General features: G+C 63.2%; 16 protein-coding genes and 1 riboswitch. Of the genes, 10 read left to right on the top strand and 6 right to left on the bottom strand.

What is annotated here, in order from left to right; all coding sequences use genetic code 11:
• Window positions 1–6: 6 nt before the first annotated feature.
• The gene (mraZ, locus tag BUA42_RS05005; protein ID WP_143152614.1) at window positions 7–516 is read right to left on the bottom strand and encodes a division/cell wall cluster transcriptional repressor MraZ; all 510 of its coding nucleotides are present in this window, start codon (window positions 514–516) and stop codon (window positions 7–9) included.
• 708 nt (window positions 517–1,224) lie between these two features.
• Here mraZ and BUA42_RS05000 point away from each other — a divergent pair.
• From BUA42_RS05000 to BUA42_RS04970, 7 genes are all read left to right on the top strand, one after another.
• Complete coding sequence (locus BUA42_RS05000) at window positions 1,225–1,851, top strand: LysE family translocator (protein WP_072776539.1); 627 nt, start codon at window positions 1,225–1,227, stop codon at window positions 1,849–1,851.
• Window positions 1,852–1,889: 38 nt separating this feature from the next.
• A riboswitch (cobalamin riboswitch) is annotated at window positions 1,890–2,071 on the top strand.
• Between the two features lie 77 nt (window positions 2,072–2,148).
• The gene (locus BUA42_RS04995; protein ID WP_143152613.1) at window positions 2,149–3,159 is read left to right on the top strand and encodes a FecCD family ABC transporter permease; all 1,011 of its coding nucleotides are present in this window, start codon (window positions 2,149–2,151) and stop codon (window positions 3,157–3,159) included.
• Window positions 3,156–3,947, top strand: coding sequence for an ABC transporter ATP-binding protein (locus BUA42_RS04990; protein ID WP_072776538.1), 792 nt, complete (start codon window positions 3,156–3,158; stop codon window positions 3,945–3,947). The genes BUA42_RS04995 and BUA42_RS04990 overlap by 4 nt, the downstream gene beginning before the upstream one ends.
• Window positions 3,944–4,564, top strand: a complete 621-nt coding sequence (locus tag BUA42_RS04985) for a MotA/TolQ/ExbB proton channel family protein (RefSeq protein ID WP_072776537.1) — start codon at window positions 3,944–3,946, stop codon at window positions 4,562–4,564. The genes BUA42_RS04990 and BUA42_RS04985 overlap by 4 nt, the downstream gene beginning before the upstream one ends.
• Window positions 4,557–4,931, top strand: coding sequence for an ExbD/TolR family protein (locus tag BUA42_RS04980; RefSeq protein WP_072776536.1), 375 nt, complete (start codon window positions 4,557–4,559; stop codon window positions 4,929–4,931). Before BUA42_RS04985 ends, BUA42_RS04980 begins: the two co-directional genes overlap by 8 nt.
• Window positions 4,928–5,317: an ExbD/TolR family protein gene (locus BUA42_RS04975; protein WP_072776535.1), complete on the top strand. Its 390-nt coding sequence runs from the start codon at window positions 4,928–4,930 to the stop codon at window positions 5,315–5,317. Before BUA42_RS04980 ends, BUA42_RS04975 begins: the two co-directional genes overlap by 4 nt.
• Window positions 5,318–6,316, top strand: a complete 999-nt coding sequence (locus tag BUA42_RS04970; protein WP_072776534.1) for an energy transducer TonB family protein — start codon at window positions 5,318–5,320, stop codon at window positions 6,314–6,316.
• A 1-nt stretch (window position 6,317) separates the two neighbouring features.
• On the opposite strand, the gene BUA42_RS04965 is transcribed toward BUA42_RS04970, so the two are convergent.
• Complete coding sequence (locus tag BUA42_RS04965; protein ID WP_072776533.1) at window positions 6,318–7,385, bottom strand: Mrp/NBP35 family ATP-binding protein; 1,068 nt, start codon at window positions 7,383–7,385, stop codon at window positions 6,318–6,320.
• Window positions 7,386–7,609: 224 nt separating this feature from the next.
• Between BUA42_RS04965 and BUA42_RS04960 the strand changes: the two genes are divergently transcribed.
• The 3 genes from BUA42_RS04960 (at window position 7,610) to BUA42_RS04950 (ending at window position 12,842) form a co-directional block, all read left to right on the top strand.
• Entirely contained in the window at window positions 7,610–7,828 is a 219-nt protein-coding gene (locus tag BUA42_RS04960) for a DUF1127 domain-containing protein (RefSeq protein WP_072776532.1), read from the top strand.
• A 323-nt stretch (window positions 7,829–8,151) separates the two neighbouring features.
• Window positions 8,152–9,573, top strand: coding sequence for a pyridoxal phosphate-dependent decarboxylase family protein (locus BUA42_RS04955; protein WP_084066110.1), 1,422 nt, complete (start codon window positions 8,152–8,154; stop codon window positions 9,571–9,573).
• A 125-nt stretch (window positions 9,574–9,698) separates the two neighbouring features.
• On the top strand, window positions 9,699–12,842 hold the full coding sequence (locus BUA42_RS04950; protein WP_072776531.1) for a valine--tRNA ligase: 3,144 nt from the start codon (window positions 9,699–9,701) through the stop codon (window positions 12,840–12,842).
• Between the two features lie 172 nt (window positions 12,843–13,014).
• Here the strand turns inward: BUA42_RS04950 and BUA42_RS04945 are convergent, their stop codons facing one another.
• The 4 genes from BUA42_RS04945 to BUA42_RS04930 all read right to left on the bottom strand — a co-directional run bounded on the left by BUA42_RS04945 (window position 13,015) and on the right by BUA42_RS04930 (window position 17,964).
• A complete protein-coding gene (locus BUA42_RS04945) occupies window positions 13,015–14,202 on the bottom strand; it encodes an LLM class flavin-dependent oxidoreductase (RefSeq protein WP_072776530.1) in 1,188 nt (395 codons plus the stop codon).
• A gap of 424 nt (window positions 14,203–14,626) precedes the next feature.
• The gene (locus BUA42_RS04940; RefSeq protein WP_072776529.1) at window positions 14,627–16,222 is read right to left on the bottom strand and encodes a 5-guanidino-2-oxopentanoate decarboxylase; all 1,596 of its coding nucleotides are present in this window, start codon (window positions 16,220–16,222) and stop codon (window positions 14,627–14,629) included.
• Window positions 16,222–17,673 (bottom strand): TrkH family potassium uptake protein, encoded by a 1,452-nt coding sequence (locus BUA42_RS04935; RefSeq protein WP_072776528.1) that lies wholly within the window; start codon window positions 17,671–17,673, stop codon window positions 16,222–16,224. The genes BUA42_RS04940 and BUA42_RS04935 overlap by 1 nt, the downstream gene beginning before the upstream one ends.
• A 45-nt stretch (window positions 17,674–17,718) precedes the next feature.
• On the bottom strand, window positions 17,719–17,964 hold the full coding sequence (locus tag BUA42_RS04930; protein ID WP_072776527.1) for a hypothetical protein: 246 nt from the start codon (window positions 17,962–17,964) through the stop codon (window positions 17,719–17,721).
• Window positions 17,965–17,998: the final 34 nt, after the last annotated feature.

Below are 17,998 nucleotides of genomic sequence, written 5' to 3'. Positions count from 1 at the left end.
CTTGGTTCAGCCCCCCGCCGGCCCATCGAGGAAGATGAGCGGATCCACATCGTCGGGCAACTCGTCCAGCCACTCTTCGGTGGCCGCCATTTCCTCGGCCTCGTAGGTGTCGGGCTCCCAGATCTGGAAGGTGTCGCCGGCGCCGATGAAAAACGCCTCGGAAGACAACCCGATCTTCTGCCGTAACTTCGCGGGCAGCACCAACCGCCCCGTCTCGTCCACGCTGGTGGACAGGGACTGACCATTGAACAGGCGTTGCAGCATCTTGCGCTCAACCGACCCACGCGGGAGCGCCTCGATCTTCTCGTCCACCTCTTCGATGGCCTCGACCGTATAGCATTCAAGGTATTTCCGGCGCTTGTCGCCGTAGACAATGACCAGCTCGGGGTTCAGACCCTCGGTATAGTTCGGGTCTCCCGCCTCCAGCACACGGCGAAACGAGGCCGGGATGGACACCCGACCCTTGCCATCAACCTTGTGATGGCTTTCACCTCTGAACCTCAGCTTCCGGGCCACGTCCCGACTGGTCCTTTCTGTCCTCAAGTCCCTGGAAACGGAAACGGCGAGTCGATCTGCTGCCACTGATCAACCCGCCGTCCGAGTCCCGTCTCCGGGAAGTCCGACTGCGCGCGCCACCTGGGGGGATGTCTGCTCGCCCGCGCGCCGGATCTCTGTGTTTGATGAAAGCGGGTGCCTGTATGAAACCTGCGTTTATTATTGTTCGGATACCGCTGTGAGGTCTTGGTGCCTCGTTTGCCGTTCCTGCTCTCATCTCGTGATGAAAGGGATGACATGGGAAAACGTGGGTCGCAACAGTTTTTTATGGGAAATCTATACAAGATTTGGTTTTCAAACCCTCAAAACACAGCATCTAGCATGCAATCTCAGCCAAAAATCGGAACATCGGCCACAAATGACAATCTCAAACACTATATGTTGTGGCCCACGCGTCTTTCCGTATATGCCCATAATTTCCCGAAAGACCTTGGTACAAAAGTGGAACATTGGCTTGGAGCAATCATGTCAGTCGCAAAATTCATCGCAATAACCACAATATCTCGGTGCTTTTTGCATTTGATTCGACTCAGGCACCACACATTCCCAACTCGATCCCATCATTTCCCATGAGATAAGCGGCACCGCAAAAGCTGGCCGTCGAAAGTGCCTTTCAAACGGCGCGACTTTCCGGTCTTCTGCGATCAGCAAAGCAGGAAAGACGGACGCATGACCTACGAGACCTGGCTGGCCTTCACTCTCGCAAGCGCGATTGTCGTTCTCATCCCCGGCCCGAACATTGTTCTGACGGTGAACTACGCCATCCGCGACGGCAAACGCTCGGGTCTTGCAACCATCCCCGGCGTCGTCACAGGCGCATTCATTGCAATGTCGCTATCGCTTCTGGGCGCGGGTGCGGTGCTGGCCACGTCTGTCTTTCTATTCACACTCCTGAAACTCGCAGGCGCGTTTTACTTACTATGGTTGGCCTACACGCTCTGGACCGCACCCGTCGCGACTGTGTCCCTGAACAACGACACACCCGCCAAGCCATTGTCGCAGCTCTTTTGGCAGTCAATGCTGATCAGCGTTCTCAACCCCAAGGGCCCGGCCTTCTACGTGGCCTTCGTCCCACAATTCGTGACGCCCGGCGGCCCGGTGTTCCAGCAATTTGCAATCCTCATCGCGACCTTCCTAGTCGTGGCGACCCTCAACAGCCTGTTCTGGCTGATCTTCGCAAGCAGCCTGCGCAGACAATTCACGAAACCTCATGCGATGCGCCTGTTGAACCGGATCGGGGCAAGTTGCCTGTGCGTTGCCGGTCTTTTCACACTCAAGGCCACCCGTTCCACCTGAGCCGCGCGCACAAAGCTTGCAACGCTGCCCGCACCCGGTTACGCCAATCCTGTCACGGTCCGGGCAACCCCCGGTGAAAAGGGAACGCGGTGCAAATCCGCGACTGCCCCCGCAACTGTTAACGGCGAGCGTGTTCGGCACATGCCACTGGGAAACCGGGAAGGCCCGAGCCACGTGAAGACCCGCAAGTCAGGAGACCTGCCGTGACGGTTCACCCTACACCCGCGCGGGGTGCGCGATGTGTAACGGTTCTCCGGCGTGGTGGCGTTCACCGTTTTTGCGCTTCGGCACAAAGACATGTTGAAGACACGCGCGGGGGATGGAGCAGTGAAGCTCTTTGGTGCGCTGATGGTCCTGACTGTGGCGATGTTCACCGCATCGCTTTTCGTGGGCTATGCAGCGATCTCCCTGCCCGATGGGTTGGCCGCGCTCTTCGGCTCGGGCGATCCGCTGATCGTGACGGTCATGCAGGAGATCCGCCTGCCCCGGACGCTTCTGGCCGCGATGGTCGGGCTGTCGCTTGGCCTTGCCGGTGCCGCGATGCAAGGCTTCTTGCGCAATCCCCTCGCCGAACCCGGCCTGATCGGCGTCTCCGGTTCAGCCGCGCTCGGTGCTGTGATCGCGCTGCAGACGGGCTTTGCGTCGGCCTTCCTGCTGGCGTTGCCGGTGTCCGCGCTGGTCTTCGCCGCCGGAGCTGTGGGGCTGATCCTCCTGCTTGCCGGACCACGTGGATCGTCGCTGACCCTGATCCTGACGGGCATCGCGGTCTCGGCCTTTGCCGCCGCTCTAACCTCTCTGGCGCTGAACCTGTCGCCCAACCCCTATGCCGCGTCCGAGATCGTGTTCTGGCTGATGGGCTCTGTCGCGGACCGGGCCATGACACATGTCTGGCTGGCTCTACCGGTCATGGCCCTTGGATGGCTGGCGTTGATCACGCTGGGCCACGGGCTTGACGCCCTGACGCTTGGCGAAGACGCGGCAGAGGCCCTGGGCGTGTCGCTCTCGTCCCTGCGGTTGCAATTGCTGCTGGGCACCGCCGCCGCTGTTGGGGCCGCGACCGCCGTCGCCGGAGCCGTGGGTTTTGTCGGCCTCGTGGTGCCGCACATCCTGCGGCGCTTTGCCGAAGGTCGCCCGTCAACACTTCTTTGGGCCTCCGCCCTTGGCGGGGCTGCGATGGTGCTTGCAGCAGATCTGGCGGTGCGAGTGATCCTGCCCGACCGTGACCTCAAGCTTGGCGTGGTCATGGCCTTGATCGGCGCGCCGCTTTTTCTGCACCTGATCTACAAGACACGGAGGGAAATCGCGTGACCTTCCTTACGCTGGACAGCCTTACTGTGCGCCGTGGCGCGTGCCCCGTGGTGGATCAGGCCAGCCTGACGATTGCCGAGGGGGAATGCGTCGGCCTCATCGGCCCGAACGGTGCGGGCAAGACGTCCCTCCTGCGCGGCGCGCTGGGGCTTTTGCCGATCGAAGGCCAAAGCTCTCTGGCCGACCTGCCCCCCCGGCACCGCGCCGCGCAAGCGGCCTGGCTCCCACAAAAGCGCGAAATTGCCTGGCCGATGAGCGTTGAACGGGTCGTGGCGCTTGGCCGCCTGCCCTACCTTGCCCGTGGTGCGACACTCTCGGCGCAGGATCAATCTGCCGTCGACGCCGCCTTGCACCGCATGGGGCTTGACGGTTTCCGGCAGCGGATCGCGACGCAGCTCTCGGGCGGTGAACAGGCCCGTGTCCTGATCGCCCGAACGCTGGCGCAGGACACGCCGCTTCTACTTGCCGACGAACCCATCGCCGGCCTCGATCCCGCCGCGCAGATCGCGACGCTTGACGTGTTCCGGTCCCTCGCCGGGGAAGGCCGCGCGGTGCTTACGTCCCTGCACGACCTCAGCCTTGCCGCCCGCTACTGCACTCGCCTGATCGTCATGCATCAAGGCCGTGTCGTCGCCGATGGCCCGCGGGACGACATCCTGACGAAAGAGATGCTGGCCGACGTCTTCGACCTCAGGGCCGAAGTTCTTGACACCGCCGAAGGTCCGATTGTGCAACCGCTCGGTGTGCTGCATGCATCAACCGCCCCCCAGACCGGAGCCCACGGATGACCGACATCATCGCCTTTCTCAATCGCGGCGGCCCCGCTTTGTGGGTCATCGCCGCCCTGAGCGTCATCACACTGGGCCTCATTCTTTGGAAACTCTGGCGCCTCTCCCGGATGGGGGCATGGCGCCGCGATCCGACGGAAAACGCGGTGGAGTTGTGGCGGCAGGGTCAGCATGACGCGGCAACCTCGGCGTTGCAGACCCGCACTGGTTTACGAGCGCGCGTCGCCCGGTCCGCGATGCAGGCGGCGCACAGCTTACCGCAGGACGACGCACGCGAGGAAACCGCCCGCGTCGCGCGCGGCGCGCTGATGGACGCGGGCAGCGGTCTGCGCGCGCTTGATCTGATTGCCACCATTGCGCCTCTGGTCGGCTTGCTGGGCACGGTGCTTGGCATGATCGAGGCGTTTCAGACATTGCAGGAAAGCGGCGCACGGGCGGACCCGGCAGCGCTGGCCGGTGGCATCTGGGAAGCGCTCCTGACCACCGCCGCTGGCATGGCCGTCGCGATCCCGGCCTCCATGGCGCTGAGCTGGTTCGACAGCGTCAATGCGCGCCTCGCGCATGATTTCGAAGATCTCGCCATCCGTGTTCTGACAACAAAAGACCCGCATGCTTGACCTCGCGCCCGAGACACGCCGACGCCGCATCGGGTTGACCCCGATGATCGACGTCGTGTTTCTGCTGCTTGTCTTCTTCATGCTGGCCGCACGTTTCGGCACGACCGATGCCATTCCGGTCACCCTGACAGCGGGCGGCACGGCAGACTACCAAGGCCCACCCCGACTCGTGACCGTGTTGACCGATAGCATAAGAGTGAACGGCATCGAGGTCTCGAACCCGGTGAACGCGCTGTCTCCGCTGATGACCCAAGACAGCGACATCATCATTCTGCGCCCAAGCGAAGACGCATCCGTTCAGCACCTTCTGGACGCAATGACGACCCTGCGTGCCGCAGGTTGGTCCAACCTCGTGGTACTCGAATGAGACGCCGGTTGCGCCTCGCGCCACAGGCCCGGCGCAGCACGCGGGAACCCGTCGTGCCGATGATCAACATCGTCTTCCTGTTGCTCATCTTCTTCCTGATGACCGCGCAGATCGCGCCCCCCGTCCCATTCGACGTGTCGCTGCCCAGCGCTGAAGGCGAGGAAGAGACGGGCACATCCAACCTCTTCATCAGCGCCGAAGGCCTGATCGCCTTCGACACCCTGCGCGGCGAGGCCGCTCTGGCGGAAAGCGTCCGTGTCGCGGGCACGGATGTGGTGCGCCTTAACGTGGATGCATCCCAGACCGCAGCGACGCTTGCGCAGGTGCTGGCACAGCTCGCTGCCCTCGGCGCAACCGGGGTCGAGATCGTGACGGAGGGCCGTTAGGTGCGTGTACTGGAGGTCGCGGCGTTCCTCAGCCTGTCGGGCGCACTTCACGTGGCCGCCCTGACGCTCGCCCCCCTGACCGGCGGTGGCGCGGGCAGTGGTCAGAGAGGAGACGCCGACGTCACGCTTCAGGCGGCGACACCCACGCTTGCCGCCATGGTCGCGGACTGGTCGCGCCCGCCCGAGATCGGGACCGTGTCGGAATTGGCCCAACCGGTCGCGCACCCCGCGCCGACCCGCCCGACTGGCGACACCCCGGTCGCATCGACGGTACAGCCCGACGCGCTGTCGGCACCAAACGATCTACCAACGCCTCCAACAGTTGAGACGCGGCTTCCCGCCCCGCAGATGCCCCTGACAGATCAGGCCCCAAACGCTCTACTCCCGCCCGCGGAACCGCAAAGGACCGCCTTGCCCACGCCATCACGCGCCACGCCGCCGACCCGCACGCCGTCCCTCTCGCGCCCGGACACTCCGACGGCGATGGCACCGCCGACCGTGGACACGGAACCCGCCCCAGAACGGCACGCCCCGACAGTCTCGGCCCGCCCGGTCGAGCGCCCTGCCCGACCAGCGGCGGCACCGTCACCTCAAAGGACGCAAACCGCGCAGCGCCCGGCACAAACGGCGCGAGGATCCGGCACGCGCCCTGCCGCCAGCGCCGCCCAAGCAGCCCCTGCGCCGGTAGCCAGCGGACCCTCGAAGGCACAGATCACCAAGGCCCAGCAGCAATGGGGCGCGCGTATTCGCACCGCGGTCACCCGCGCCGCGCGCTATCCAAGCGGGACACGCGCGGTAGGAGAGGTGAAGTTGCAACTTGCCGTCAGCCCGTCCGGGCGTCTGTCCGGCGTGTCACTGCTGCGGTCATCGGGGGATCGCAAACTGGATCAGGCGGCGCTTACGGCGGTCAAACGCGCAAGGCTGCCGCGTGCCCCATCGGTGCTGACGCAAGGCAGCTACCAGTTCGCCGTCACACTTGCCTTGGCCCCACGGCGCTGAGTCACGCCATGCCGCCCTGGATCAATCGGTCTGCCAACCGCGCGTAGGCCGTGCTCATCGGTCCGTCCGCCGTCGCCACCGGTGTGCCGCCATCCCCGGCCAATCGGGTGTCGAGATCAAGCGGCAATTGCGCCAAAAGCGGAATGCCCCGCGCCGCCGCTTCCTCTGCAACGCCGCCCGACCCGAAGACGTGGCTTTCGCCGCCACAATGCGGACAGGTGAAGACGGCCATGTTTTCGATCAGGCCCAGCACCGGCGTCTTCAGCGTTTCGAACATGTCGAGCGCCTTGCGCGCATCGAGCAGCGCCACATCCTGCGGCGTGGACACGACAATCGCGCCTGACACCTGCGCCTTTTGACAAAGCGTCATCGCAACATCTCCGGTGCCGGGCGGCAGATCGACCAGCAGAACGTCAAGCGCACCCCACGCCACCTGGCTCAGCATCTGTTGCAACGCCCCCATGAGCATCGGCCCGCGCCAGACAACCGCCTTTTCCTCGGGCAGCATCAGGCCAATGGACATCATCGTCACGCCATGCGCGATGAGCGGCTCGATGATTTTGCCATCCGGGCTTTTTGGCTTCTGCGACACCCCCATCATGCGCGGCTGGCTTGGACCGTAGATATCGGCGTCGAGCAATCCGACCCGCCGCCCCGCGCGCGCCAGCGCCACGGCGAGGTTCGACGACACCGTGGATTTGCCAACCCCGCCCTTCCCCGACCCGATGGCCAGAATGCGCTGCACACTCGCGGGTTTGAGTGACCCCGCCTGCGCCTTGGGATGACCGCCGATCTTCAATCCTTTGGGTGGGTCCGCCGCCGGACCATGCGCCGTCAGCGCGACAGAAACGGTTGTGACCCCCGGCAGCTCCGCCACCACGGCCTCTGCCGCCTTGCGCACGGGCTCCATCAGTTTCGCAATCTCGGGGGACGGAGCTTCGATCACGAAGCGCACCGCGCCATCCGCCACCTGAATCGCCCGGACCATATCCGCAGAGATCAGGTTTTTCCCGTCCGGCAACGCCACGCGCGCCAGCGCCGCGCGAATCTCATCGGGTTTTACCGTCATGTCGCCTCCCGTTTGGTGTTGCCATTAAGTGGCAATCGCGTGAAGGACCTGCAACCGCGCGCCCGAATAAGCGGCCTCGCGCGAAAAGATTGCTCAAAAATGCACCATTTAGCCTATGCAGTTGCTGCATAGCAGCATTGAGCACGCGAGGCATTGTGCAATTGCAGCATTCACTTATCTTACAGCCAACACAGCAACCACACGGCCTTGAACCGAGCAGACCAATGACACATCTCAACCTGACACATACCGCATCGTACCGCGGACTGTCCGACCGGATTGCCGGTTTTGTTGCTGACTTGCGGGCGAAACTGGCGCGGCGGAAGGTCTATCGTGAAACCTTGCGCGAACTCCGGACGTTGGATGCGCGCGAATTGGCAGACCTTGGTCTGAACCCATCCATGCTCAAGCGCATTGCCTACCAGGCCGCGTACGAGACGTAAGTTTTCGCGGGTATGGCGCGACATCGCGCCCCCGCACATCAGATCGGACGCCGTCTCCTCCCTTTAGGCGTTCCGAACACAGCGACGGCACACTCCTCCTCCCTCGTGCCGGAGCTGAAAATTCCGGGCCACCCGGCCCGATCGAGATCGGCACCCTCTCCTCCTCCCTGGGTGTCGTGAACTGGAACGGTGATCCCTCTCCTCCCTTGGGATCACCGTTTTTTCTTGTCCAAACCTATCCCCGGCGGAGTCCGAGCTTTTGCGTTCCGGGCTGATATCGGTCAGGGATTGCGCGCAGACCGGCTCGATCATCGGGAGACCCCATGTCACATTCAAACGAGGGCGCAGTTGAGCGCCGCACGCCGTTGTCCGACGACGACCGGCGCGCCATGGAAAGCGCGGCTCAACACGCCGTCGCTTACCGCGCGGACCTCGCCGATGCGCCGGCGCGTCCACATCTGCGCCCCGAGGGGGTGGAGGCGCGGTTTTCGATCGGGTTGCCCGAGGCGGGTGCCTCTGCAGAGGACGTGATCGAACAGCTTGTTGCCGACGCGTCAGACGGGCTTCACGCGCACACCTCCCCTCGGTTTTTCGGTTATGTCTGCGGCGGGTCCATGCCTGTCGGCGCGGCAGCGGATTTTCTTGTCACCGCTTGGGGCCAAAACTCCGCGTCCTCGTGGGAAAGCCCATCCGTCGCCCAAATCGAACAGACGGTCTGTCACTGGTGCCTTGATCTGCTGGGGCTTCCCGGCACGTCCGGCGTAGGCATTGTCACCGGGGCCACCGTTGCAAACACGCAAGCGATCATGGCCGCCCGCGATGCGTTACTCGCGCGGCAAGGCTGGAGCGTTGCGAAACAGGGCCTTTTTGGCGCGCCCGAGATCCCGGTTTTTGTCGGCGCCGATGCACATTCCGCACCGCTTGCAGGGTTAAGCTATGCTGGCCTGGGTGCAGGTCGGGCCATCCGTGTCGACACGGACAACCAGGGCCGTATGCGCGTTGACGCCGTGAAAGACGCCCTTGCGCACTGCGCTCAACCGCCTCTGGTCATCCTCCAGGCCGGGCAGATCAACACCGGGGCGAGCGATGCCTTTGCCAAGATCATTCCGCTTGTCCACGACATGGGTGGATGGGTGCACGTGGATGGTGCGTTCGGGCTCTGGCTGCACGCGGTTCCGGAGCTGAAACAGCGCCTTGCCGGTGTCGATTTGGCGGACAGTTGGGCGGTCGATCTGCACAAATGGCTCAATGCACCCTATGACGCGGGGCTGTGCATTGTGCGGGACAGAGAGGCGCTGGTCCGCGCCATGTCGGCGCGGGGGGCCTATTTGCCGGCGACCGGAAATACGTGGGAGCCGGGAGACACCACGCTTGAACTCAGCCGCCGGGCGCGTGGCGTGCCGAGCTATGCCATCCTGCGCCATCTCGGGGCTGCGGGCGTGCGCGACATGATCGCCCGGCACTGCGCTTTGGCGGCGCATCTCGCCGACCGGCTTTCGCAAGAACCCGGGATCGATATCTTGAACGAGGTCGTATCGAACCAGGTTGCCATCGCGTGCAAGGATGACGCCACAACCGAAGCGGTGCTCGAAACAGTGCAAGCGCGGGGAAAAGTGTATCCCAGCCACGGGGTCTGGCAGGGGCGCAAGATCATCCGGGCATCCATCATCAATCACGCCACTGATTGGACGGACATCGATCTTCTGGCTGATGAGATCATATCCGCTTTGAGAGCGCTCCACTGACAGGACCGACCTCCACCGCATTTTCCCGGCCCGCTTGGGTTTTCCTTTCCCCGCCCATTCGCTAGATGAAGCGCGACAGACACACGGGGCTGGATGCCAGTCCCTCGAAGATCGGGATTTGACCCATGGCGATGGAAAAGACGTTCAACGCGGCCGAGGCCGAGGACCGAATCTATAAGGCGTGGGAAGAGACTGGCTGTTTTGAAGCCGGAGCCAACGCCAAGCGCAATGAAACGTTCTGCATCATGATCCCGCCGCCGAACGTGACCGGATCGCTGCACATGGGCCACGCCTTCAACAATACCCTGCAGGACATCCTCGTGCGCTGGCACCGGATGCGCGGTTTCGACACGCTCTGGCAGCCGGGCACCGACCATGCGGGGATCGCCACGCAGATGGTGACCGAACGCGAGATGGCTGCGAATGGCGAGCCGTCCCGCCGAGAGATGGGGCGCGAGGCGTTTCTGGATCGTGTCTGGCAGCAGAAGGTCAAATCGCGCGGCACGATCATCGGGCAGTTGAAGCGGCTCGGGGCCTCCTGTGACTGGTCGCGCGAGGCCTTTACCATGGGCGGCGCGGCGGGCGACCCGGACCGTGGCAACGGGCCGAATTTCCACGATGCCGTGATCAAGGTCTTTGTGGACATGTACAACAAGGGCCTGATCTATCGCGGCAAGCGATTGGTGAACTGGGACCCGCATTTCGAAACGGCGATTTCCGATCTTGAGGTCGAGAATGTCGAAGTTGCGGGCCATATGTGGCACTTCAAATACCCCCTCGCGGGCGGCGCGACCTATACTTATGTGGAGCGCGACGAGGACGGGAATGTCGTTCTTGAAGAAGAGCGCGACTACATTTCCATTGCCACGACGCGCCCTGAAACCATGCTGGGCGATGGTGCGGTTGCGGTTCATCCGTCGGATGAGCGTTACGCGCCAATCGTCGGGAAACTCTGCGAGATCCCGGTTGGGCCGAAGGAACACCGCCGCCTGATCCCGATCATCACAGATGACTATCCCGATCCCGATTTCGGTTCGGGTGCTGTGAAGATCACCGGCGCGCATGATTTCAACGATTACCTCGTCGCCAAGCGCGGCAACATCCCGATGTACCGCCTGATGGACACCAAGGGTCACATGCGTGACGACGGTGTGCCTTACGCCGAAGCGGCCGAGATCGCCGGCGCCGTTGCGCGGGGCGAACGTGACTTGAACGAGGCCGAAACGGATACCTTGAACCTCGTTCCCGATCATCTGCGGGGGCTGGACCGGTTCGAGGCGCGCAAGCGCGTGGTCGAAGAGATCACGGCAGACGGCCTTGCGGTGATGACCCGTGCCGACAACCCGGTGCTGGGGCGCAAGCTGGGCGAAAATGACGACCCGTCAGAGCTGGTGCCACTGGTCGAAGCCAAGGCGATCATGCAGCCCTTCGGCGACCGCTCCAAGGTCGTGATCGAGCCGATGCTGACGGACCAGTGGTTCGTGGACGCCGAAAAGATCGTCGGCCCGGCGCTGGATGCCGTGCGCAATGGCGATGTGACCATTGTCCCGGAATCGGGCGAGAAAACCTATTACCATTGGCTCGAAAACATCGAGCCTTGGTGCATCTCGCGCCAGTTGTGGTGGGGGCATCAGATCCCTGTGTGGTACGGGTTCGACCTTGCCCGCGAGGGGTTCCGCGATGACGAAGGCGACGGTGCGCTCGATCTGGTCGAGATGGGGCGTCTGCTGGACGCACAGAGCCTGTTGAAAGGCAACGAACGCCACCACGCGGCGGCGGAGTACGATGCGGTGCAGGCGCAATTCGCAGATGTAATGTCAGGCCTGCCGACCCCGCTCAACCACGCGCGGGTGGTTGAGGTCGAAGACCGCGCGGCAGCGGCGCATGCCTTGGCTGAAAGCCTTGCGCAATACGAAATGCACGACCAGGACCCGACGAAACTGGTCTACCCGGTCTGGCGCGACCCCGATGTGCTTGACACATGGTTCTCGTCCGGACTTTGGCCGATCGGCACGCTCGGCTGGCCCGAGGACACTGACGAGCTGAAGCGCTACTTCCCGACCAGCGTGCTGGTAACCGGGCAGGACATCCTTTTCTTCTGGGTTGCCCGAATGATGATGATGCAACTGGCGGTGGTCGACCAGATCCCGTTCAAGGACGTCTACCTGCACGGCCTCGTACGCGACGCCAAGGGCAAGAAGATGTCCAAGTCGCTGGGCAACGTGGTTGACCCGCTTGAGATCATTGACGAATACGGCGCCGACGCGCTGCGCTTCACGAATGCGGCGATGGCCTCGCTCGGTGGGGTGCTGAAGCTCGATATGCAGCGGATTGCGGGGTATCGGAACTTTGGCACGAAGCTCTGGAACGCGACGCGCTTTGCCGAGATGAACGGCGTGTTCGAGAACCGCGTGCCTTCCGCCGACGTGCCGCAGACGACCGCCACGGTGAACCGCTGGATCATCGGCGAAACCGCCCGCGTGCGCTCTGAAGTGGATGCCGCGCTGGCCGCCTACCGCTTCGACGACGCGGCGGCGGCGCTCTACCGGTTTGTCTGGGGCAAGGTCTGCGACTGGTACGTGGAATTCGCCAAACCGCTGTTGGCCGAAGACGCGCCCGAACGCGCGGAGACGCAGGCGGTTATGGGCTGGGTCATCGACCAGTGCCTGATCCTTTTGCACCCGATCATGCCGTTCATCACCGAGGAACTGTGGTCTGTGACCGGTCAGCGCGAGACAATGATCGTCCATGCCGACTGGCCAACCTATGGAAACGACCTCATCGACGCCGAGGCGGATACAGAGATGAACTGGGTCATCGCACTGATCGAGGGCATCCGCTCCGCCCGCCAGCAGATGCACGTGCCGGTGGGCCTTTACCTGCCGCTGGTGGTCAAGGACATGGGCGAGGCCGCGCGCGGCGCGTGGAGGCGCAACGAGACGCTGATCAAGCGGCTCGCGCGGATCGAGGCGTTGACCGAGGTGGACAGCTTCCCGAAAGGCTGCGCCACGGTCCCAGCGCAGGGGGCGACCTTTGGCCTGCCGCTGGCCGACATCATCGACGTGGGTGAAGAAAAGGCGCGGCTGGAGAAGTCGCTCCAGAAGCTCGCCAAGGAAATCGGCGGGATGAAGGGGCGTCTGAGCAACCCGAAATTCGTTGAAAGCGCGCCGGAAGACGTGGTTGAGGAAACCCGCGCCAATCTGGCCGAGCGCGAAGGCGAAGCGGCGAAGCTGGAAGAGGCGATGGCGCGGTTGGCGGAAATCGGGTGACACAGCACACCCAAAGCGTCCATTGATATGTGACCTTGGGATGCGCGCAGAACCCGTTTCAATTCACGAAGGGCTGTGAAGACCCGCAGGGTGGCGCAAATGCGCCGCCCCTTGGGGGCGGGTCGGCGCAGCCCGGCGTTGCCGCCGGGCACGGTCTTTCGATTTCAAACGGTCACTCTGCAGGTTCAGTGACGCTCCCCCGGCCCTCCTTCTCGGCCGCATAGGTCTGCTGCGCCGTCTCGACAGCCTTGGCGTGAATTTCCGCCAGCTCCGGTCGCATCTTCTGCGCGCGGACGGCCGCGTTCATTGTCGACATGTGCTGACCCTGGAAGTGCGGGAACACTTCGCGCGCGATCAGGTCATAGCTGCGCTTAGTCGCGTCGAAATTCGCCCAATTGTGCGCGAGCATGAGATACGCGCCAAAGCCACCGTTTGACTGCTTCCAGAGCCGGTCGATCTGCGCCCGGCACATCTCGGGCGTGCCGATGGCGCCGAAGCCACTGTCATTGATGAAGTCGATCATCTCTTTCGCGTTCTGCCCCGGCATCGACATTTGCGGGAAGGCGGCGATTTCCTGGAAATAGTTGAACCAGTGTTCGATCCCGTATTCCACGTCACGGCGCGCCTGTTCGGCGGTCTCGGCGATGTGACAGAGGCCCACAAGCCGCCACTTGGAGCGGTCGACCTGCTGGTTGTGGTGCTTGGCCTCTTCCTCGATCACGTCCCAATGCAGCGCGAGCGCGTCAAAGCCCGCGGCAGTGGTCGCACCGATGGAGATGAGCCCGGTCCCGTACTTGCCCGCCAGTTTCGGCCCGGTGGGCGAGGCAACGGCGGCGGTGGCCAGATCGAAGTTGGAATAGGGGCGCAGGTGCAGACGCGCATCCTTGAGCGTCCAACGGTCGTTTTCGAAATTCACCGGCTCATCCGAGCGCAACAGCCGCGTGATGACGTCAAGCCCGTCTGCCAAGAGCCCGCGCGTGTCCTTCTGCGACAAACCAATCATCGTCGCGTCCGTCGGCAGCGATCCCGGCCCGAGCCCCAGCATGACACGTCCGCGTGTCAGGTGATCGAGCTGCACCATGCGTTCGGCGACCCAAAGCGGGTTGTGATAGCTGACGGACACCACGCCTGTGCCCAGTTTGATGTGCTTCGTGCGCTCCGCTGCGGTGGCGATCATGATTTCCGGGCTGGCCGAGATCTCGGATCCGGCGGAATGATGCTCGCCGAACCAGACCTCGTCGTAATCACAGCGATCAAGCCATTGCACCAGTTCAAGGTCCTGCTCCAAAGCGAGCGTCGGGTTGATGCCCGGCTTGTGGAACGGGGCCAGAAATATGCCAAAACGCATACGGTTGTTCATGTGAAATCCTCCCTTGCGACGCCCGCACGTTGTGTGCGTGACGCAAAGGAAGGTTAAAACGGGTTTTCGAATCCGCCTAATGAACTTTGATCGTATTGCGCGCAGGTTTTTGCGCATGTGGGTATGGCCCGTCCGGGATATCCCGATCAGGCTGAAACCCTATGGCTTTATGAAGAAGCGGCGCCGCCCCGAAGGTCTGACATCTGCTTTTTGCTCTCGGGCGTATCTGCCCGAACCCTGTGGCCATCTGAGAGGCCCTTTGACCGGTCTTTCACGGGTGTCCCCTGATGGGGCGTGAAAGCAATCGTCAGCTGGTGTCGCGGTGTGGGAGTGACCCTCTCCGCTCGATGCGCATCGTGCGAGAGGTTTTGCCGGGTCCCCATTAAAGATTTTGAAATAGGGCGCACGGACGGGCTTTTCACCCTCAGGCGGTAAGGTCAGGCTTCAATCGGATCAGGGTCGGACGGTTCGCCTCGAACGCCGCAAGAACCGCGGATTGCACGTCCTCCAGCGTGTCGGGCTGTGTCGCGTCGGCTCCGTAGGCGCGCGCCAGCGCCAGGAAATCCGGATTGCGCGCGACGACCGCATTCGGGGCGATCTGGCTTCGCACCATGCTGTCCTCGATCTCGCCCAGCTTGCCATTGTCCCAGACAAGGATCGGCAGTGGCAGACCCAGCTCGACCGCGGTGCCCAATTCCTGAATGGTGTATTGCAGACCGTAGTCTCCGGCGACGGCAAGCGTCGGAAGACCCGGCCGCGCGACCGCACCGCCAATTGCCGCTGGCAAAGCGTAGCCCAGCGTGCCGAACCCGTACGGATGGTGCCAGTGACAAGGGCGCGGCATATCCCAGACCTCTTTCGCGGCATAGGCGAACTGGGTCATGTCTGAATAGATCATCGTGTCATCGGGCAGGACCGCGCGCAGCGCGTCGCAGACAAGCACAATGCCGGGGCGCTCTGCATTCACCTCGGCCCGCCACACATTACGCTGCCGGACCACCGTCGCAGTGTCCCATTTTGCGGGCCGATCGTCGGTTCGGGCGGGGATGGCGATGGACATGGCGCGCAACAGCTCGCCCGCATCGGCCAATATCGCGTGGTCTTCTGGACCCAGGCCCGCAAAGCATTCGGGATCGATATCGACGCGGATCATCGGGGCCATGTGGCCCAGCTCCGACCGCCACAGATCGACCTCGGACAGGGTTGTTCCGACAGCGACGACCAGATCGGCTTCGGCCAGGACACGCGCGCTGTCGGGGCGGGCGAGGTAGCTGCCGAAGTAGAGTTGCGTGTCCGGTGGAACCAGCCCGCGCGCCGCATAGGTGACGAAAGATGCCGCCCCGGTTTGGCGCAGAACAGCCGGGACAGCGTCCGCGCCTGCAACAGCGCCTCCCCCGAAAACGAAAATGGGCTTTCGTGCGGCGAGCACCCGATCCGCGACCGTGTAGACGTCATCGTGCCGCGCGGCGGGCCGGGTCGGCCTGTCTTCGGGTGCCGCCGGTGCCGGATCGGCCTGCGTGCCCAAAAGATCGATCGGAACCTGCACATGGCACGGGCGATTGCGGGCGCTGGCGAATTGATCCAATGCGCGGTCAATCAGCGCGTATGCGGCGCTTGCACTCCGCGCTTCTTCGGACCATGCACAGACCGTCTCTGCTGCCGCGCGCTGGTCGCGCATCTGGTGCAGCTGACCGCGCGTTGCCGCGGTTTCGTCAAGGCAGGACGACACCACCAGCATTGGCACGGAATCCGAATAGGCCTGTCCCATCGGTGTCAGGATATTGGTGAGCCCTGGCCCCGAGATCACGTATGCCACGCCCGGTTTCCCGGTCGCCCGCGCATAGCCGTCGGCCATGAAGCCCGCACCCTGCTCGTGCCGCGCCAGAATATGGGTGATGCCCGCCTGTTCGATGCCGCGGTAGAGTTCCACATTGTGCACACCGGGGATGCCGAAAACCGTGCCGACGCCCCGATCCTTCAGCATCTTAGAGATCTGCACGCCAAGCGGCTGCTGTGTCATCACGCTCTCCAAAAGGCCACGGTGAAGATCGCGTAGACGGCAAGCAGCTCGAGCCGCCCGAGCAGCATGCCCAATGACAGCATCCATTTGGCCGTGTCGTTGAGACCGGCGAAGTTGCCGGACGGTCCGATTTCCGGACCCAGCCCCGGTCCGATATTGGCCAGTGCTGCAGCCGCGCCGGAGACGGATGTGGTCAGGTCAAGCCCGGTCATGCCCAGAGCCACCGACAGTACACCGAGCGTCACAATGAAGAACACGAAGAACGAGATGACGGAGTTCAGCACCTCGTCGCTGACCGGGCGGCCCTCGTAGCGGGGCATGAAGACCCCGTGGGGCGATCGGACCTTGCGCAGTTGCACCCAGACCGACGCAAACAAAAGCTGGTAGCGGAAGACCTTGATCGAACAGGCGGTCGAGCCCGCGCACCCGCCGATGAGGCCAATGAAAAAGAACACCGCGACGGCCATCGGCCCCCAGAGCCCGTAATCCTGTGACGCATAACCGGTGCCGGTGATGATCGACACCACGTTAAAGAGCGTCTTGCGCACCGCCTCTTCGCCCTGCGCTTCGGTAACCACCATGCGCCACGCCAAAAGCAGCAGAACAAGGATGGTAACGGTGACGAAAAACACCCGGATCTGGCTGTCAAAGAGCAGCGGTCTGACGCTGCGGCTGGTGGTCAGTTGCACGTAGCGCACAAACGGCAGCGCGGCGAGCAGCATGAAGACCGTTGCCACGTATTCGACCGGCGCGCCGAACGCCTCGAATGAGGCGTCGTAATTCGCAAAGCCGCCCGTCGCGACCGTGGTCATGGAATGCACGGTGGCATCGAAGACCGACATGCCGGCAAGCACATAGGAAAACGCACACGCCAGCGTGAGGCTGACATAGATGGTCGAGATCGACGCCGAGATCTCGGTCGCGCGTGGCAGGATCTTGCCCATCGTATCGAACCCTTCGGAGCGGAAGATCTGCATCCCGCCGACACGCAGTTCCGGCAGGAACACCATGGCGACCACGATGATGCCGATGCCGCCCAGCCATTGCAGCAACCCGCGCCACAAGAGCAGACCCTTGGGCAGCTCTTCCAGACCGGAGAACACGGTGGACCCCGTGGTCGTGAGACCGGACATCGCTTCGAAAAACGCATCGACGAAACGCGCATCGGTCGCGCCCAGCAAAAAGGGAATTGCCCCGAAAATCGGTAGCGCCACCCAGACGCCCGTGGTCAGAAGAAAGGTCTGCTGGATCGACAGACCCTCTTTCACCCCGTTGGAACAGGCGAGCGCGATCAGGCCGCCGGAAAACATCGTCAGAACAGCGCTTTGCAGGAAGACCGGCCACTCGCCACGGCCTTCGGCCAAATCCACGAGAAAGGGGAACAGCATCGTTGCGCCAAGCACGGTCACAAGGAGGCCGATCACGTAGGCAACGGGGCGCAGGTCGAACATGGGGCCAAGCGTTGAACCCGGACGATCAGAGTGTCAAGCGCCGGATCAGCGGCCGGTTTCTGACGTATCGGCCAGGCAATCCGCAAAGACAAAGGACAGGATATCGTCGCGTGCGAGCCCGCAGGCCAATAGATCGGCATCACTCATGGCTTCGAGCATCAGAATGTCCGGTAAACGCTGTTTGACTAGAATGGCGGAATTGAAGCCCTGTCCGAGTTCAGCGAAGAACAGATCAATTCGGCTGCGCAGACCGGGCCGGATGAACGAAATCTGGGGGTGGTGATACGACATTGGAAACCTCGTGACTGTACGGTTCGGTTTCCTC

Origin of the sequence: Marivita hallyeonensis (assembly GCF_900129875.1) — a bacterium.
GTDB lineage: Bacteria > Pseudomonadota > Alphaproteobacteria > Rhodobacterales > Rhodobacteraceae > Marivita > Marivita hallyeonensis.
Note: the sequence above shows the minus strand (reverse complement) of the source record. Positions and strands in the feature narration are given on the sequence as shown.